Genomic DNA, 15,286 nt, shown 5'->3' on the forward strand with positions numbered 1-15,286 from the left:
CAAAGGCCGCCGCGAGGGCACCTTCATCTACTACTCCGCTGCCGACGAACACGTCCGCCGCCTACTCGGGCAGGCCCTGTTCCACGCCGACCGCCTCGACCGCGACCTCCCCGACGAACCCGCCGCCACCGTCACCCCGTAGAAACCGGGCCCGAACGGCCCACTCGATCAGCCACTACGCCTTGGGAGATCCCGGGCGGCGGGACAGAGCGCCCAGTCATGGGCGGCGCGCCGGGTCCAGGCGGCGGCGATGGCGATGTGGAGATCCAGCAGGCTCGCGAGGACCGGAGCCGAGAGGTCCGCGGCAATCGTCCGCGACCGCGGCGCCTGGGCCACCGTCGGGAGTCGGCACAGCAGACCATCCCGCACGACACCCGCCAGAGCGAGGCGATCGTCAGCGTCATCAACGCTATCGACCGACGTGTTCATGCACGGCTGCCGGGATCTACCCGAGCGCCAGCAACGCCGCCTGGCCGATACACACGATGGCTACGTCACCCAACGGTTCACCGAGGGTGCACACATGATCTTTAAGGCACATTGCGCAGCAGCCCGGCCCCGACACGAAACGAAGATCTACAATGCCGGCGCCAGTCAATCCCGCGACTACCCTCCGCAACCAATCCGCAGGCAACGTTCGGGGAATCGAATCAAACGATCAATGCCCTGACCTGGATATCTCTACTCGGAGCAACTTCAGGATTCGACAATTTCTTGATCTCCCGCCTGCGGGCGAGCACAAGGGCCCGCCTGGGCATCCGAGCGGTCTTCGACGCACCCACGGCGGCCGTGCGCGGTGCCGTCCTCGCGCTGCTCGCCGTCGTGCTCGCCGCCACCGCGCACAGCCGGTCCGGGCCCGGCCGCGGCGGCCCCCTGCGGYCCGGCTCCGTCCAGCAGAGGTGCCCCGATCCGCCCTCCCCAGCCCGCCTGCCCACGCATCCACGGCCACGGCCTGGGTTGTCCATCACAGCATGCGACGCCGGCACCCTGTTCAGTCCGACCTCCGCCGAAGTATGGTCCTGCTAGACGAAAATGGTTCTGATTTCATTTAGCCGGGAGAGTGTCGATGCGAACGCGGACAGTCGCCACCATCATCGCCCTGATGGGGGTCGCGTCGGGGGTCACAGCMTGCGGCTCCTCAGACAGCGGGGACGATGGGCAGGCTTCGGCCGGCGCGAGACCGGTGGCCGTGGTGGCGTCGACGAACGTCTGGGGTGACATCGTCCGGCAGATCGCGGGGGACCACGCGACGATCACGTCGATCATTGACGATCCCAGCGCTGATCCCCATTCCTTCGAGGCCGACGTCCGTGTCCAGCGGGAACTGTCCGATGCGAAGATCGTGGTGACGAACGGTGGTGGCTACGACGACTTCGTCGACACGATGCTGAGCGCCGCGGACACCAAGGCCACGGTCCTCAACGCCGTCGACATCTCCGGCAAGAAGCCGGAGGTGGGCGAGGAACTCAACGAGCACGTCTGGTACGACTTCCCCACCGTGGCCGCCGTGGCGGCGCGGGTCTCCGACGCCCTCGCGAGCGCCGACCMCGCGCACACGTCGGAGTTCGAGGCCAACGAGAAGGCCTTCACCGAGAAACTGACGACGCTCGAGGGCACCGAGGCCTCGATCCGGAAGACGGCCGACGGCGCGGGTGTCGCGATCACCGAGCCGGTTCCGGGGTACCTGCTGGAGGCCTGCGGCCTGACGAACGAGACGCCCGAGGAGTTCAGCGAGGCGATCGAGGAGGGTGAGGGCGTCCCGCCGGCCGCCCTCGCGGACACCCTCGCGCTGTTCCGCGACGGGAAGGTCAAGCTGCTCGCCTACAACGAGCAGACGACCGGGGTCGAGACCGAGAAGGTGCTCGACGCCGCGAAGGCCGCGAACGTGCCGGTGGTGCCGGTGACCGAGACCCTGCCCGCCGGTGAGGACTACGTGAGCTGGATGACCGAGAACCTGAGCGCGGTGGCCGGAGCACTGAAGGCATGAGTTCACCCGACCCGACGCTGCGGATCCAGGACGGCTCGGTCGGCTACGACGCCCGCACTCTGTGGTCCGGGCTCGACCTCGACGTGGCCGCGGGCGAGTTCCTGGCGGTGCTGGGGCCGAACGGGGTCGGCAAGACCACCCTGCTGCGCGTCGCGCTGGGCCTGCATCCGCTGCGCACCGGCCTCATCACGGTGGGCGGCCGGCCCCCGCACCGCGGAAGCAGCCAGATCGGTTACGTGCCCCAGCACCGGGCCACCGCGCCGCTGGCCCCGGTGCGGGTGCGTGAGCTGGTGCGCTTCGGCCTGGACGGAGGGCGATGGGGGCCGGGCCGGCCCTCCCGGGCCGCCAGGCATCAGGTCGGTCAGGCGCTCGCGGCGGTCGACGCCGACGCCCTGGCGGACCGGCCGGTGGCCGCGCTCTCCGGCGGCGAGCTGCAACGCGTCCGGGTCGCCCAGGCGTTGGCCACGGATCCGGCGCTGCTGCTGTGCGACGAGCCGCTGGCCTCGCTGGACGCGCCGCGCCGGGAGGCGCTGTCGGCCCTGATCGACCGACGGCGGCACACCCACGGCACGGCCGTCGTCTTCGTCACGCACGACATCAATCCGATTCTCCCGTATGTCGACCGGGTCCTGTACCTCGCCGCCGGCGGCTATCGGCTGGGGCCGGCCGCCGACGTCCTCGCCTCGGGGAGCCTGTCCACCCTGCACGAGACCGACGTGACGGTGGACTGGTCGGCGGGCCGGATCTTCATCACCGGTGTTCCGGACGGGCCTCGTGACCTGCAGGCGGTCCGGTGAGCCTGTGGGACCGGATGTTCGTCTTCGACGACTACGGTGAGCTGCTCGGCCTGCTCCACAACTCGATCATCGCCGGGGCGGTCCTCGGCGTCGTGTGCGGCGTCATCAGCGTCTTCGTGACCTACCGGGATGCGGCCTTCGCGGTGCACGGCGTGAGCGAGCTGTCGTTCGCCGGCGCGGCGGGGTTCCTGCTGCTGGGCGCGAACGTCGTGACCGGCTCCCTGATCGGGGCGATCATCGCCGCGCTGTTGATCGGGCTGATGGGGGAACGGGCCCGGGACCGCAACTCCTTCATCGGCGTGCTCATGCCCTTCGGCCTCGGGCTCGGCGTTCTGTTCCTCGCCCTGTACAAAGGCCGGGCCGCGAACAAGTTCGGCCTGCTCACCGGCCAGATCGTGGCCGTGGACACCTCCCGGCTCGCCCAGCTCTCCCTGATCGCGGGGCTCGTCCTCGTGGCCCTGCTGGTGCTGTGGCGGCCGCTGACCTTCGCCAGCCTCGACCCGGAGGTCGCCACCGCCCGCGGCGTTCCGGTGCGCCTGCTGGGGATGGTCTTCATGCTGCTGCTCGGCGCGACCATCGCCGCGGCGATCCAGGTGGTGGGTGCCCTGCTCGTGCTGGCGGTCGTCTGCACGCCCGGCGTGGCGGCCACGATGGTGACCGCCCGCCGCGGTCTGGCCACCGTGCTGTCGGTGGTGTTCGCGACCGCGTCCACAGTCGGTGGCATCCTGCTCGCGCTCGGCGGCACGCTTCCGATCAGCCCCTACATCACCACCCTGTCCTTCGCCTGTTACCTCGGCTGCCGGGCCTTCGCCGCCGTGCGCGCCCGCCGTTCCCGCCGGGGCCACCCGACAGACCGGCAGCGGCTGGCGCAGCCGGAGGATCGGCGGCACCCGACAAGGCTCGGCGCCGTGCCCGAGGACCGCCCGCTGTCGTCGGTGTCCGCGCTTCCTCCCTCACCGTGACCACGCCCGTCTCGACGGATCACGGGCAGCAGGCGCAGCCGCACTCGTCGGACGCACCCGACGCCCCTGGTGCACCCGGTGCGTCACCGCGGCCGGCGGCGGCCGGCGGGTGGGAGGCGGAGCAGCATCCCTCGCCGCGCCAGGCGTCTCGCGCCTCCCGCAGTGCGAGGCTGGCGATCACCAGCGCGGCGATCGAGTCCGCGGCGGTCCAGCCGAAGGTCGCGTGCAGCACGAGCCCGGCCAGCAGGACCGCGGACAGGTAGGTGCAGAGCAGGGTCTGCTTCGAGTCCGCGACCGCGGACGCCGACCCCAGCTCCCGCCCGGCCCGCCGCTGGGCGGCCGACAGGAAGGGCATCACGACCAGCGAGGTCGCGGCGAGCAGGATGCCGACGGCGGACGGCTCCGGCTCGCGCGCGCCGGTCAGCGCCCGGGCGGCCTCCACCGCGACGAACACGGCGAGGGCGACGAACGAGCCGGCGACGACCCGCAGCGCGGCCCGCTCGCGGCGCTGCCGGGTCGCGTCGTCACGGGCGGAGAACTGCCAGGCCACAGCGGCCGCCGAGGACATCTCGATGATCGAGTCGAGGCCGAACCCGACGAGCGCGGCGGAGGAGGCGAGGATGCCCGCGGCGAGCGCGACCACCGCTTCGACCGCGTTGTAGGTGATGGTCACCAGCACGAGCAGCCGGACGCACCGGCCGAGTGCCTCCCGGCGGGCCACCGACGGCCCCAGCGGGATGACCGTGGCCATCAGCAGCAGCCCTTCGTCGCCGCGTCCGGGCAGGTCGACTCGGTGGCGACCGCGACGACAGCGGCACGCAGCTGGTCGAGGGCCACCCCGATGCGGGGGTCGGCGAGCTCGTAGCGGACCCGCCGCCCGACCGGGACGGCGACGACCAGCCCGCAGTCGCGCAGGCAGGCGAGATGGTTCGACAGCCGGGTGCGGGAGATCCCAAGCAGGTCGGCGAGGTCGGCAGGGTGGGCGGGCGCCTCGCGCAGGGCGAGCAGCAGCCGGGCACGGATCGGGTCGACGAGAGCGCGCCCGAACCTGGTGAGGCCGTCCAGATCGGTGGCGAGAGCTGTCACGCCAGCAGAATACATGGACTCCTGAATTCAGAAAACAATGAATTCAGGATGTCTCACCATGGCCACATCCACCCCGACCAGGGTTATTGGCAATGACATCCGTTTTCGCTAGCCTCTGTCCGACATGCCTGCGCCGCCACCGCGCGCCGCGGTGCCCTGGAGGATGGAGGATCTCGGTGACGACCATGCTCGACCGGCGACTACTGCTGCGTTCAGGTGCTTTCGCCCTGCTCGGCGCGGCTGGGCTCGCCGCCTGCTCCGACGACGACAGCCCGGCGGCCCAGGCGCCGGGCTCCGCGGCGCCCACCCCCCGGCAGGGCGGGACAATGCGCGCCGCGTTCGTCGGAGGTGGGGCCGCCGAGACGCTGAACTTCCTGATGGGGCCGACCCCGCTGGACTACATCCGCGCCCGTTCCATGCACGGCGCGCTCGGCATCCTCGACCCGGACGAGCCCGAAGGGGTTCGGTACGAGCTGCTCGAAGGCATCGACGCGGCGGCGGACCTGACCAGCTACACGCTGCGGGTCCGCCCCGGGGCCACGTTCACCGACGGCTCGCCGGTGACGGCACGGGACGTCCTGTACTCGCTCAACGCGCCGGCGAAGCTCGGCTCCCTGCCGTACCTCAAGCCGCCGGCGGCGAACTTCGACCTGGCCGGAGCGCGGGTCGAGAACGACCAGACGCTGGTTCTCCCGACGAGGTCACCAATCGCGGACGGCCGCCTCATCCTGTGCCAGAGCACCCTGGTCTTCAAGGACGGCACCACCGCGTTCACCGCGAAGATGCCGACCAGCGGGCCGTTCCGGCTGACCGGCTTCGAGCCGGGCCGGGGCAGCTCGTTCGAGCGCAACGACGACTGGGTCGGCCTGACCCTCGGCGGCGGGCCGTACCTGGACGGGCTGGAGCTGCGCACCGTCGCCGACGCCACCGCCCGGGTCAACGCGCTGACCGGCAAGCAGGTCGAGTTCGCCGCTGGCCTCGGCCCGGTGGCCGCCCGCACCCTGGAGAACAACGCAGGGTTCCAGGTCGTCACCGCGAAGCTTCCCTACGCGACCATGCAGTCGTTCGCGCTGAACCTGGCGTTCRCACCGTTCGCCGACGTCCGGGTCAGGCAGGCGTTCAAGTATGCCGTCGACCGAGAGAGCATCGTCAGGACGGTCTACTTCGGCCGCGCGTTCGTCGGCAACGACCTCGCCGGCCTCGGGTTCACCGACTACGCCGACGACATCGAGCAGCGGCCCCACGACCCGGATCGGGCCCGGTCGCTGCTGCGGGAGGCGGGCGCGGAGAAGCTGGCCATCACCCTCACCACCGCCCCTGAACTGTCCGGCATGACCGAGACGGCGACGCTCTACGCCGAGCAGCTGCGCGAGGTCGGGGTCGACGTCACCCTCGACGAAAAGGCACCCGGGCAGCTGTACTCGGACTTCGCCGCCTACGTGCGCCTGCCGTTCGCCTCGGGTTACAACCCGCCGGTGCCGCCCCTGTCGAACTACGTCAACACGCGGGCCGGCGGGTCGCCGGCCGCCTTCGGCTTCAATCGGCCGGACGTCGACGCCCTGGTGAGCACCGCGCGCAGCGCCACCGACGAGTCCGCCCGGCGCGACGCCGCCGTGAAGGCCCAGCGCATCCTCTGGGACGAGGGCAACTCCGTCGTCCCGGTCTTCGTCCCGTCGATCAACGGGCAGGCGGCGAACGTCCACGGCGTCGCCGAGGACCTGTTCACCAACTTCAGCCAGGCATACCTGGCCTGAGTCACCGGCGACCGAGGGCAGGGCGGACAGGGCAGGGCGAGATTTCCATGACGCTCGGGTTGCTGCTGCTGCGGCGGCTGGCGGCCGCCTGCGCCGTCCTCGCGGTGCTCTCCGCCGTTATCTTCCTGGCGACGGACGTGCTTCCCGGGGACGCCGCCGGCGTGCTGGCCGGCGCGGACGCCACCACCGCCGACCGGGCGGAGCTGACCCGGCGGCTGGACCTCGACGAGTCGCCGGTCACCCGCTACCTGCACTGGGCCGGCGACGCGCTGCGCGGTGACCTCGGGCAGGGCCAGGTCGGCGGGCGGGACGTCAACGAGGTGCTCACCGACACCGTGCCGAACAGCCTCGCGCTCACCGCGCTCGCGCTCGCCCTCGCGCTTCCCTGTGCGGTCCTGCTGGGCCTGGTGACCGCGGCGCGCCTCGGGGGGCGCGCCGACCGGGCGGTGTCACTGGTCACGCTGGCCGCGGCGGGCCTGCCGGAGTTCGTCACCGCCGCGCTGCTGGCGTGGGCGTTCGGCTCGCTGCTCGGGATCCTGCCGAGGGTGTCGCTGGTCGACCTCAGCGAACGGCCGTGGGATTCACCGGATGTGATGGTGCTGCCAGCGCTGACCCTCGCGATCGTCGCGACGGCGATCGCGACGAGGCTGCTGCGTTCGTCCGCGGCCGACGTGGCGGCGGCGCCGTACGTGCGTGCCGCCCGGCTGCGCGGCGTGCACGGCCCGCGGCTGGCGCTGCGGCATCTGCTTCCGGCCTCATTCGCCCCGACCGTCCAGGTTGTCGCGGTGCTCTTCGGTGGTCTGCTCGGCGGGGCGGTCGTCGTCGAGAGCGTGTTCAACTATCCCGGCGTCGGTTTCGAGCTGGCGCAGGCGGTGGCCAACCGGGACGTCCCGATGGTGCAGGGGCTGTCCCTGGCACTGTGCGCGCTGGCGCTGCTCGGGCTGCTGTGCGGCGACGTCGTCGCGGCCGTCGTCGACCCGCGTACCCGGGGCGGGCGGTGAGCCGGCCGTCCGGCGACAGGCCGGCCCGCAGCGAGCCGGCCCGCGGCAGGCCAGTGCGTGGCAAGCCAGTGCGTGGCGGCCTCGCCGGTGGTGCGGTCGTCCTGCTTGCAGCCGTGAGCCTGCTCGGGCCGGTGCTGGCCGGCGGCTCGGTGAGCGCCCAGGTCGGCCTGCCGTTCGAGGCGCCGTCGGCGGCGCACCCGCTGGGCACCGACGTGGTTGGCCGCGACGTGCTCACCCGGCTGGCGCACGGCGGGCTGCCGGTCGTCTCGCTCGCCCTCTGCGGCACCCTGCTCGCCAGTGTGGTCGGCGTAGCCGTCGGGGTGGCGGCGGCGCTGGCCCGGGGACGGGCCGGCGAGCTGACGGTCCGGGCCGTCGACGGGTTCGGCGTCCTCCCCGCCGTCCTGCTGATGCTGGTCCTCGCGACCGGCTTCCCCGGCAGTGACCTCGCGGTGCTGGTCGCGGTCGCCGTCGTCGGCGTTCCGTTCTCGGTGCGGGTGGTGCGCGCCGCGGCGCAGCAGATCGCCGCCAGCGGCTATGTCGAGGTGGCGCTCGCCCGCGGCGACCGGCGCGCCGCGGTGATCCGCCGTGACGTGCTGCCGAACATCGTGCGCCCCATCCTCGCCGACGCCGGGCTGCGCTTCTCCGCGGCCGTCCATCTCACCGCGGCGGCGGGCTTCCTCGGGCTCGGGCGCTCCGCGCCGGCGCCGAACTGGGGCCGGATGGTGGATGAGAACGCACCCGGCGTGGCGCTCACGGCCTGGCCGTTCCTCGCGCCGGTTCTGGCGCTCGTCGTCCTGTCGGTGTCTGTGAACATCCTCACCGACCGGCTCGCCACCGTCCTCGCGGAACGCCGATGACGACCACCGAGAGCCCGGGGCCTGGCCTGAACGATCCCGCTCCGCCACGCGACATCGAGGAGCTCGTCCGCGTCGAAGGGCTCACGATCGGCCCGTCCGGCGGTCCGTCCGGCAGAGGCACTTCCACCGGCCCGCCGGTGGTCGAGGATGTCGGGTTCGAGGTTCGACGCGGCGAGGCCGTGGCGCTGGTCGGGCGCTCCGGTGCGGGCAAGACCACGACGGCGCTGGCCCTGCTCGGCTACGTGGCTCCCGGCCTCACCGTACGGTCGGGCACGCTGCGGGTCGCCGGTGAGGATGTCCTGGTCCCGGCGGTCGCGACCAGGCTGCGCGGGCGGACCATCGCCTACCTGGGGCAGGATCCCGCCAGCGATCTGCATCCGACCCGCCGGCTACGGGCGCAGCTGCGGGAGGCGGCCCGGGACGAGGCCGACGTCGCCCGGCTGCTGTCCGCCGTCGGGCTGCCCGCCGAGCCGGTCTTCCAACGACGCTACGCCCATCAGATCTCCGGCGGGCAGGCGCAGCGGGCCGCGTTCGCCCTGGTCCTCGCCGGGCAGCCGAACGTCATCGTTCTCGACGAGCCGACGGCGGGCCTGGACGCCGTGCTCACCCGCGCCATGCGTGACCTGATCCGCGAGCTGGCCGCCCGGCACGCGGTGGTGCTCATCAGCCATGACCGGACACTGGTCGACGCGGTCGCCACCCGCACGGTCGACCTGGGGTCCGTCACCCGTGACTCCGGCACCCTGGGCTCCGGGCGCTCGGCCGCTCGCCTTCCGCCAGACGTCGGCACGTCCGTCGCGCCCGCGCCCGCGCCCACCACGCGTTCCGTGCCGACGGCACCCGCACCCGATGTGCCCGCGCCTGCCCTGCCCGGTATCGACGTGCCCGGTATCGACGTGCCCGACGTGCTCGTGGTAGCCGGGCTGCGGGCCTGGCACGGGCGCCGGCCGGTCCTCGACGACATCGACCTCACGGTGCCCGCGGGCGGCTGCGTGGCCGTCGTGGGCCCCTCGGGATCCGGCAAGTCGACGCTGGCCCGCTGCATCGCCGGCATCCACCGCGGCCGGGCGGAGGCGACGATACGGCTCACCGGCACGGAGATCGCGGTCACCGGCCGCCGGACCCGGGAGCAGCGACGCGCGGTCGCGCTCGTCCCCCAGGACAGCGTCGACGCGCTCAATCCCAGGGAGTCCGTGCGCCGGGCCCTGTTGCGAGCCGCCTCCGTCCTCGGCCCACACCACCTGGCATCCCAGGACGGGCCGGGTGACCAGGCTGATCACGACACCCTGGTCACGAAGCTGCTGGAAGAGGTCGGGCTTGCGGCAGGCCACGCGGACCGCCAGCCCGGCGCGCTGTCCGGCGGCGAACGCCAGCGGGTGAGCCTCGCCCGGGCACTGGCCTGCCAGCCGCGACTGCTGCTGTGCGACGAGGTCACCTCGGCGCTCGACAGCCAGACCGGCGAGCAGCTCCTGGAACTGCTCGCCGGTCTGCGGGCACGGCTCGGCCTCGGCATCCTGCTGATCACGCACAACCTGTCGGCCGCCCGGCACGCCGAGTGGATGCTCGTCCTCGCGGACGGCGCGATCGTGGATCAGGGGCCGCCGGAGACCCTGCGGACCAGCGGGTCACACCCCGTCACCCAGGCCCTGTTCGAAGCCTGACCCCGCGCGGTCAGACAGTCAGAGCACCCGGATCGGACGGCCGGTGGACCCGGACGGTCAGTGGTCGTCCCAGTGGCCGTCGTGCGCGGCGTGCCGGTGGCCGTCGTGCAGGTAGTCGACGTGGTCACCGTGCGGGACGGCCACGTGCCCGCAGCCCTCGCCGTGGCTGTGGGTGTGGCTCGCGCACTCGACGTGCCCGGCCGGCTCGCACTCGTCGTAGTGGTCCTCGTGCGCACGGTGCAGATGCCCGTCGTGCAGGTAGTCGGTGTGGTCACCGTGCGGGAGGGCGACATGCCCGCACCCGAGCCGGTGAGTGTGCTCGGTGGCGTCATGGTGCGGGCTGTGCAGCGTCGGAGTGCTCATGTGGATCCTCCAGGGAGTGTGCGATCGCATCCAGCACGATGTGCGCCACGTGCCGGTCGGTGAGGAGGTAGGCGATCTCGCGGCCGTGCCGCCGGGTGACGACCAGGCCCGCGCTGCGCAGCACCCGCAGATGCTGCGAGACCAGAGGCTGGCTGACCCCCAGCGATGCGACCAGCTCATGGACGTGGCGCGGGCCGTCGGCGAGCTCCCGGACCACTGCCAGACGCACCGGCGAGGCCAGTGCGCGCAGCAGCGCCGCGGCGGGCTCAAGGCCGGTAACGCTGTCCACTCCCAACACATAAACACTTTCGCATGTGTCCTCGCAAGCCGCGTCGGATGCGACGCGGCTCTCACCCCACGCCCACCGCCGCGTCCGCCACCCCGTCCCCAGACAGGTCCGCAGCCGGGTCCGTCTCCGCGTGGGAGCGCAGGTGCCAGCCACGGGCCGCCTGGCGCGATCGCCAGAAGCCGGCGTAGGTGCCGCCGGCGGCGAGTAGTGCATCGTGCTGGCCCCGCTCGGTGACCTTTCCGGACTCGACGACGAGGATCTGGTCGGCGTCCCGCACGGTCTCCAGCCGGTGCGCGATGACCAGCACCGTCGCCCGGCGGGCCAGAGCGGCGAAGGCCCGCTGGACGATCGCGTCGGTCTCCGGGTCGAGCGAGGCCGTCGCCTCGTCAAGGAGCACGATTGGCGCGTCCTTGAGCAGGGCACGGGCGATGGACACCCGCTGGCGCTGCCCGCCCGACAGCAGCTTCCCGCCCTCGCCGACCCGGGTGGCGAGCCCGTCCGGCAGCCCGTCGAGCCCACCCGCGCTGCCAGGGGTGCCTGCGCCCGGCAGCAGACCCGCGAGCCCGGCGACCCGCTCGACGTCGGAGTCGCTCGCGTCGGGCCGCCCCAGCAGGATGTTGTCGGCGAGTGTGCCGTCGAAGAGGTAGACGTCCTGGAAGACGACGGACACGAGCGAGGTGAGCGTCTCGGTGCCCACCTCCCCCACCGGCACGCCGCCGATCAGCACCTGGCCGCCCTCGTCGGTGTCCCAGAAGCGGGCGACCAGCCGCGCGATCGTCGTCTTGCCCGCCCCGGACGGCCCGACCAGCGCCGTCGTGGTCCGCTCGGGGAGCACGAAGCTGACGTCGTCGAGCACCCGCCGCCCGCCGTAGCCGAACGTCACATGACGGAACTCGACCTCCGTACCAGTCGGCCGGACCGGCGTGGCCGGCTCCGGCAGCGCCTCGACGCCGAGTACCCGGGCGACGGCGTCCAGGTTGCCCCGGGCCAGCCGCATGCCGGCACCGAGATCGGCGGCGGCCGACACCGGCTCGATGAACCGCACCATCAGCACCAGCACACCGGCCAGAAGTGCCGGGTCAAGCGTGCCGCCCAGCGCCCGGTGCGCACCGAGCACCAGCACGACGGCGAGCGCCAGCCGGACGACGAAGCTGAAGGTCACCAGGCCGGGTACGGAGCGAACCGCGAGCCGCCGGTCGGCGTCGTGCTGGGCGGCGAGCGCCTCGTCGAGCGTCCGGTGCCCGTGCACGGTACGCCCGAAAGCACGCAGCACCGGCTGCGTCTGCCCGAACTCGACGATGCGGGACGACGCCTCGTCAACGACCGCGTCCCGGTCGGCGTCCACCTTCGCGACAACCCGGTTGCTCGCGGTCAGGGCGGCGACGATCAGCACGGCGGCGGCGAGGACGGCGAGGGCGAGCCGGACGTCGAAGATGAACAGCGCGATGATCACGGTCACCGGGACCACGGTCGCGGTGACCACCGGGCGCAGCAGGTGGGCGGGGATGTTCATCGCGCCCATCACGCTCTGGCTGGTCAGCCGGGCGAGCTGGCCGACCCGCCCGGGGTCGAACCAGCCCAGCGGCAGCTCGACGATCTTCTCTCCGAGGCGGTGGTGCAGCACGTTCGCCACGTCCGCGCCGACCCGGAACGCCGCGTTCTGCGCCCACCAGGTGAGGCCGGCGTAGGCGATCGTGGCCGCGGCGACGCCGCCGAACCACGGCCAGGCGTCCGCCGGGTCGTCGCCGAGCAGCGCCTCGATCATCGGCACGCCCAGGGCGTATCCGACACCCTGGGCGACCGCGGCGAGCACGAGGCCGGCGATCAGTCGGCGCACCAGGGCGGCGTGCTCCGGCCCCAGCACGCGCAGCAGCTGCCTGATCATGCAAGTGCTCCCTCGTGGCGTCCCTGGGCCGGCAGCTCCGGCGACTCCGACTCCGGCGGGTCTGGCTGCTCTGGCTGGTCGGTGGACTGCTGGGCGGCCCACATCCGCCGGTACCGGCCCTCCGAACGCAGCAGATCGGTGTGCCGGCCCCGCTGGACGATCCGGCCCTGTTCGAGCACGACGATCTGGTCGGCGTCGCGGACGCTGGCCAGCCGGTGGGCGATCACCAGCAGGGTCCGCCCTGCGGCCGCCGCGGACAGCGCGCGTTGCACCGCGTCCTCCGCGTGCGGGTCGGCATACGCGGTCGCCTCGTCGAGAACGAGCACCGGGGCGTCGGCGAGCAGCGCCCGGGCGATGGCGATCCGCTGCTGCTCACCGAGCGAGAAGGTGACGTCGTGGCCGACCACCGCGTCGTACCCGGCCGGCTCCCGCACCACCCGGTCGTGGATCTGCGCCGCGCGGGCCGCCTCGACGATCGCCTCCCGGGGCGCGTCCGGCCGGGCGAGCGCGATGTTGTCGGCGACCGAGGCGCGCAGCAGCCCGACGTCCTGGAAGACGAAGCCGACCAGGCCGTAGAGCGTGCCGGGGTCCAGCTCCCGCACATCGACCCCACCGACGGTGACCGACCCGGAGGTCACGTCGAAGAACCGTGGCACCAGCCGGGCCAGCGTCGACTTGCCCGCCCCCGAGGGGCCGACGAGGGCGGTGACTGTGCCCGGTGCCAGCACGAGGTCGATGCCGTCCAGCACGGGCGGGCCACCGTCGTACGCGAACGAGGCCCCGCGCAGCTCCACGGTGGCCCTGTCCGCCGTGGCGCCATCCGTCGTCCGCGGGGTGTCGAGTACCGGCAGCGGCGGGGTGTCGAGCAGGCCCGCGACGCTCGCCGCCGCGACTCCGCCGGTGCGCAGCGCCTGCAGGCGGGTGCCGATGTTCGACACCGCGCCGGCCACACCCGGGGCGAGCAGCGCGAACGGAATGATCTCGGGCGCCGGCATACCTCCGTGCACGACCAGGGCGATGCCGGGGCCGAGGACCAGCAGCAGCACCGCCGGCGGGGCGACGACGATCTGCGAGGCCGTCGTCACGGCGGTCGTCGCCGCCACCCAGCGGGAGAAGAAGTCGTGGAAGGCATCCGCGGCGCGGCCGAACCGCTCGTACGCCGACCGCGCGCGGCCGAACGTCTTGACCACGGCGATCCCGTCGACGAACTCCACCACCGCGTTGTTGATCTCGGCAGCGGCGCGGCCGTAGTCGGCCATCTTCGTGCCGGCCTCGGCCATCGCCCGGGCGAACAGCCAGATGCCGGCCACCAGCGGGACGACGCTGAGCAGCCCGAGCCGCCAGTCGACGACGATCAGGTAGACCAGCGCCGTGACCGGCACCACGATCACCGCGGTGATGTCCAGCAGCGTGTGGGCGACCAGGTAGTGCATCGCGTGCACGTCGTCGTGGACGACCTTCTTCACCTCGCCGGACCCGCGCCGGGCGAACCAGCCGAGCGGAACCCGGCCGAGCCGGTCGGCCAGCGCCCGGCGCAGCCGCAGCTGGAGCCGGGCGTCACCGACGTGGGTCAGGGTGACCGCGGCGCTGGCCGCCAGGAGGCTCACCGGAGCCGTGGTGCCGCACACCGCGACCCAGACCCACACCTTGTCCTCGTCCGGGCTGGCCACCAGCAGCGCCCGCACGGCCTCGGCGAGCGCGATCAGCGACACCACCGCGGCCACACTCGACACCGCCTGCAGCACCACGGCGGCGATCAGCAGCGAGCGCAGCGGCGCGAGCAGTCTCGCCAGCGGCTGGACAGGCCTCGGGATACTCACAACACGCCCTCCTCGAAGGCATCGGGCTCGAACACGGCCGCGTCGCCGTGCTCCAGAACGAGGGCGGCCAGCCCGGCGACGGTCGGCGCGGCGAGAAAGCCGCGGACGGGCACGTCCACGCCGTACCGGGCCCGCAACGCACCGACCATACGCAGCGCGAGCATGCTGTCACCGCCGGCACCGAAGAAGTTCGCATCCCGGTCGGCGATGTGCACCCCGAGCAGCTCGCTCCACAGCGCGGCGATCGCCGACTGCGCGCCGGGGTCAGGGGCGACACCGTCGAGGCTGGTGAGGTCCTCACCGAGAGTGGCGAGCGCCAGCCTGTCGATCTTGCCGTTCGCGGTGAGCGGCAGCTCCGGCAGCACACTCACCCGGGCCGGTACCGCGTAGGGCGGCAGCCGGTCGGCCAGGTGCGCGCGCAGCGCGGCCGCCAGCTCCGAGTCCTCTGGCGACGCCGCGGCCTCGGCCGGCTCCGCGTCGTCGGTCACAGGGGCGGCCGGGACGACGAAGGCGTGCAGGGCACGGCGGTGACGGTCACCGACCGCGACGACCGCGCCGGCACGCGCCAGTGGGAAGCCCTCCATCGCCGCCTCGACCTCGGTGAGCTCGATGCGGTGACCGCCGACCTTGACCTGCTGGTCAGAGCGGCCGAGGAACTCCAGCGTCCCGTCCGGCCAGTACCGGCCGAGGTCGCCGGTGCGGTACCAGCGGTCACCGGCCCGGCGGACGAACCGGTCCGCGGTGCGCCGCGGATCACCGCGGTAGCCGAAGGCGACCCCGCGCCCTCCGATCCACAGCTCCCCGGGCACCCAGTCCGGCCGGTC

General features: G+C 72.9%; 16 protein-coding genes and 1 pseudogene. 9 read left to right on the plus strand and 8 right to left on the minus strand.

The features are described from left to right. Window positions 1-142 (plus strand): annotated as a pseudogene (locus KBI5_RS28780) (transcriptional regulator); the annotation flags it as partial. A 26-nt stretch (window positions 143-168) separates the two neighbouring features. On the opposite strand, the gene KBI5_RS17660 reads toward KBI5_RS28780, so the two are convergent. After that, window positions 169-429, minus strand: a complete 261-nt coding sequence (locus KBI5_RS17660; RefSeq protein WP_085015874.1) for a hypothetical protein — start codon at window positions 427-429, stop codon at window positions 169-171. Window positions 430-714: 285 nt separating this feature from the next. Between KBI5_RS17660 and KBI5_RS17665 the strand changes: the two genes are divergently transcribed. Genes KBI5_RS17665 through KBI5_RS17680 form a run of 4 tightly spaced genes read left to right on the plus strand, consistent with a single transcriptional unit; the run spans window position 715 to window position 3,746 of the window. Continuing rightward, the gene (locus KBI5_RS17665; RefSeq protein ID WP_085015875.1) at window positions 715-1,026 is read left to right on the plus strand and encodes a hypothetical protein; all 312 of its coding nucleotides are present in this window, start codon (window positions 715-717) and stop codon (window positions 1,024-1,026) included. 40 nt (window positions 1,027-1,066) lie between these two features. Next, window positions 1,067-1,987: a zinc ABC transporter substrate-binding protein gene (locus KBI5_RS17670; RefSeq protein ID WP_085015876.1), complete on the plus strand. Its 921-nt coding sequence runs from the start codon at window positions 1,067-1,069 to the stop codon at window positions 1,985-1,987. Beyond that, a complete protein-coding gene (locus tag KBI5_RS17675; protein ID WP_085015877.1) occupies window positions 1,984-2,784 on the plus strand; it encodes an ATP-binding cassette domain-containing protein in 801 nt (266 codons plus the stop codon). Before KBI5_RS17670 ends, KBI5_RS17675 begins: the two co-directional genes overlap by 4 nt. A 14-nt stretch (window positions 2,785-2,798) precedes the next feature. Then, on the plus strand, window positions 2,799-3,746 hold the full coding sequence (locus KBI5_RS17680; protein WP_085015888.1) for a metal ABC transporter permease: 948 nt from the start codon (window positions 2,799-2,801) through the stop codon (window positions 3,744-3,746). Window positions 3,747-3,765: 19 nt separating this feature from the next. Here the strand turns inward: KBI5_RS17680 and KBI5_RS17685 are convergent, their stop codons facing one another. Beyond that, entirely contained in the window at window positions 3,766-4,497 is a 732-nt protein-coding gene (locus KBI5_RS17685) for a cation transporter (RefSeq protein ID WP_085015878.1), read from the minus strand. Continuing rightward, window positions 4,497-4,832: a metalloregulator ArsR/SmtB family transcription factor gene (locus tag KBI5_RS17690; RefSeq protein ID WP_116289951.1), complete on the minus strand. Its 336-nt coding sequence runs from the start codon at window positions 4,830-4,832 to the stop codon at window positions 4,497-4,499. Before KBI5_RS17690 ends, KBI5_RS17685 begins: the two co-directional genes overlap by 1 nt. Before the next feature lie 185 nt (window positions 4,833-5,017). Between KBI5_RS17690 and KBI5_RS17695 the strand changes: the two genes are divergently transcribed. From KBI5_RS17695 to KBI5_RS17710, 4 genes are read left to right on the plus strand one after another with little or no spacing between them, the layout of a single operon-like run. Further along, a complete protein-coding gene (locus KBI5_RS17695; protein ID WP_241882997.1) occupies window positions 5,018-6,586 on the plus strand; it encodes an ABC transporter substrate-binding protein in 1,569 nt (522 codons plus the stop codon). Window positions 6,587-6,633: 47 nt separating this feature from the next. After that, complete coding sequence (locus KBI5_RS17700; protein WP_085015881.1) at window positions 6,634-7,587, plus strand: ABC transporter permease; 954 nt, start codon at window positions 6,634-6,636, stop codon at window positions 7,585-7,587. Then, complete coding sequence (locus KBI5_RS17705; RefSeq protein WP_085015882.1) at window positions 7,584-8,444, plus strand: ABC transporter permease; 861 nt, start codon at window positions 7,584-7,586, stop codon at window positions 8,442-8,444. Before KBI5_RS17700 ends, KBI5_RS17705 begins: the two co-directional genes overlap by 4 nt. Then, window positions 8,441-10,105, plus strand: coding sequence for an ATP-binding cassette domain-containing protein (locus tag KBI5_RS17710; protein ID WP_085015883.1), 1,665 nt, complete (start codon window positions 8,441-8,443; stop codon window positions 10,103-10,105). Before KBI5_RS17705 ends, KBI5_RS17710 begins: the two co-directional genes overlap by 4 nt. 57 nt (window positions 10,106-10,162) lie before the next feature. Here KBI5_RS17710 and KBI5_RS17715 read toward each other — a convergent pair whose 3' ends face one another. The 5 genes from KBI5_RS17715 to KBI5_RS17735 form a co-directional block, all read right to left on the minus strand. Next, window positions 10,163-10,468, minus strand: a complete 306-nt coding sequence (locus KBI5_RS17715; protein WP_085015884.1) for a hypothetical protein — start codon at window positions 10,466-10,468, stop codon at window positions 10,163-10,165. After that, complete coding sequence (locus tag KBI5_RS27065; protein ID WP_198537779.1) at window positions 10,434-10,757, minus strand: metalloregulator ArsR/SmtB family transcription factor; 324 nt, start codon at window positions 10,755-10,757, stop codon at window positions 10,434-10,436. Before KBI5_RS27065 ends, KBI5_RS17715 begins: the two co-directional genes overlap by 35 nt. Window positions 10,758-10,818: 61 nt before the next feature. Then, on the minus strand, window positions 10,819-12,642 hold the full coding sequence (locus tag KBI5_RS17725; protein ID WP_085015886.1) for an ABC transporter ATP-binding protein: 1,824 nt from the start codon (window positions 12,640-12,642) through the stop codon (window positions 10,819-10,821). After that, window positions 12,639-14,462 (minus strand): ABC transporter ATP-binding protein, encoded by a 1,824-nt coding sequence (locus tag KBI5_RS17730; RefSeq protein ID WP_085015887.1) that lies wholly within the window; start codon window positions 14,460-14,462, stop codon window positions 12,639-12,641. The genes KBI5_RS17725 and KBI5_RS17730 overlap by 4 nt, the downstream gene beginning before the upstream one ends. After that, window positions 14,459-15,286 (minus strand): non-ribosomal peptide synthetase (locus KBI5_RS17735; protein WP_157902542.1); only part of this gene is annotated, 828 nt, incomplete at its 5' end. The genes KBI5_RS17730 and KBI5_RS17735, both read right to left, overlap by 4 nt.

It is taken from the genome of Frankia sp. KB5 (assembly GCF_002099325.1).
Classification (GTDB): Bacteria; Actinomycetota; Actinomycetes; order Frankiales; family Frankiaceae; genus Frankia; species Frankia casuarinae.

Bases quoted from the DNA above. Each gene is read 5' to 3' on its own strand.
- KBI5_RS17715 (WP_085015884.1), bottom strand. From the start codon at position 10,468: ATGAGCACTCCGACGCTGCACAGCCCGCACCATGACGCCACCGAGCAC.
- KBI5_RS17685 (WP_085015878.1), bottom strand. From the start codon at position 4,497: ATGGCCACGGTCATCCCGCTGGGGCCGTCGGTGGCCCGCCGGGAGGCA.
- KBI5_RS17725 (WP_085015886.1), bottom strand. From the start codon at position 12,642: ATGATCAGGCAGCTGCTGCGCGTGCTGGGGCCGGAGCACGCCGCCCTG.
- KBI5_RS17680 (WP_085015888.1), top strand. From the start codon at position 2,799: ATGTTCGTCTTCGACGACTACGGTGAGCTGCTCGGCCTGCTCCACAAC.
- KBI5_RS17675 (WP_085015877.1), top strand. From the start codon at position 1,984: ATGAGTTCACCCGACCCGACGCTGCGGATCCAGGACGGCTCGGTCGGC.
- KBI5_RS17700 (WP_085015881.1), top strand. From the start codon at position 6,634: ATGACGCTCGGGTTGCTGCTGCTGCGGCGGCTGGCGGCCGCCTGCGCC.
- KBI5_RS17710 (WP_085015883.1), top strand. From the start codon at position 8,441: ATGACGACCACCGAGAGCCCGGGGCCTGGCCTGAACGATCCCGCTCCG.
- KBI5_RS17660 (WP_085015874.1), bottom strand. From the start codon at position 429: ATGAACACGTCGGTCGATAGCGTTGATGACGCTGACGATCGCCTCGCT.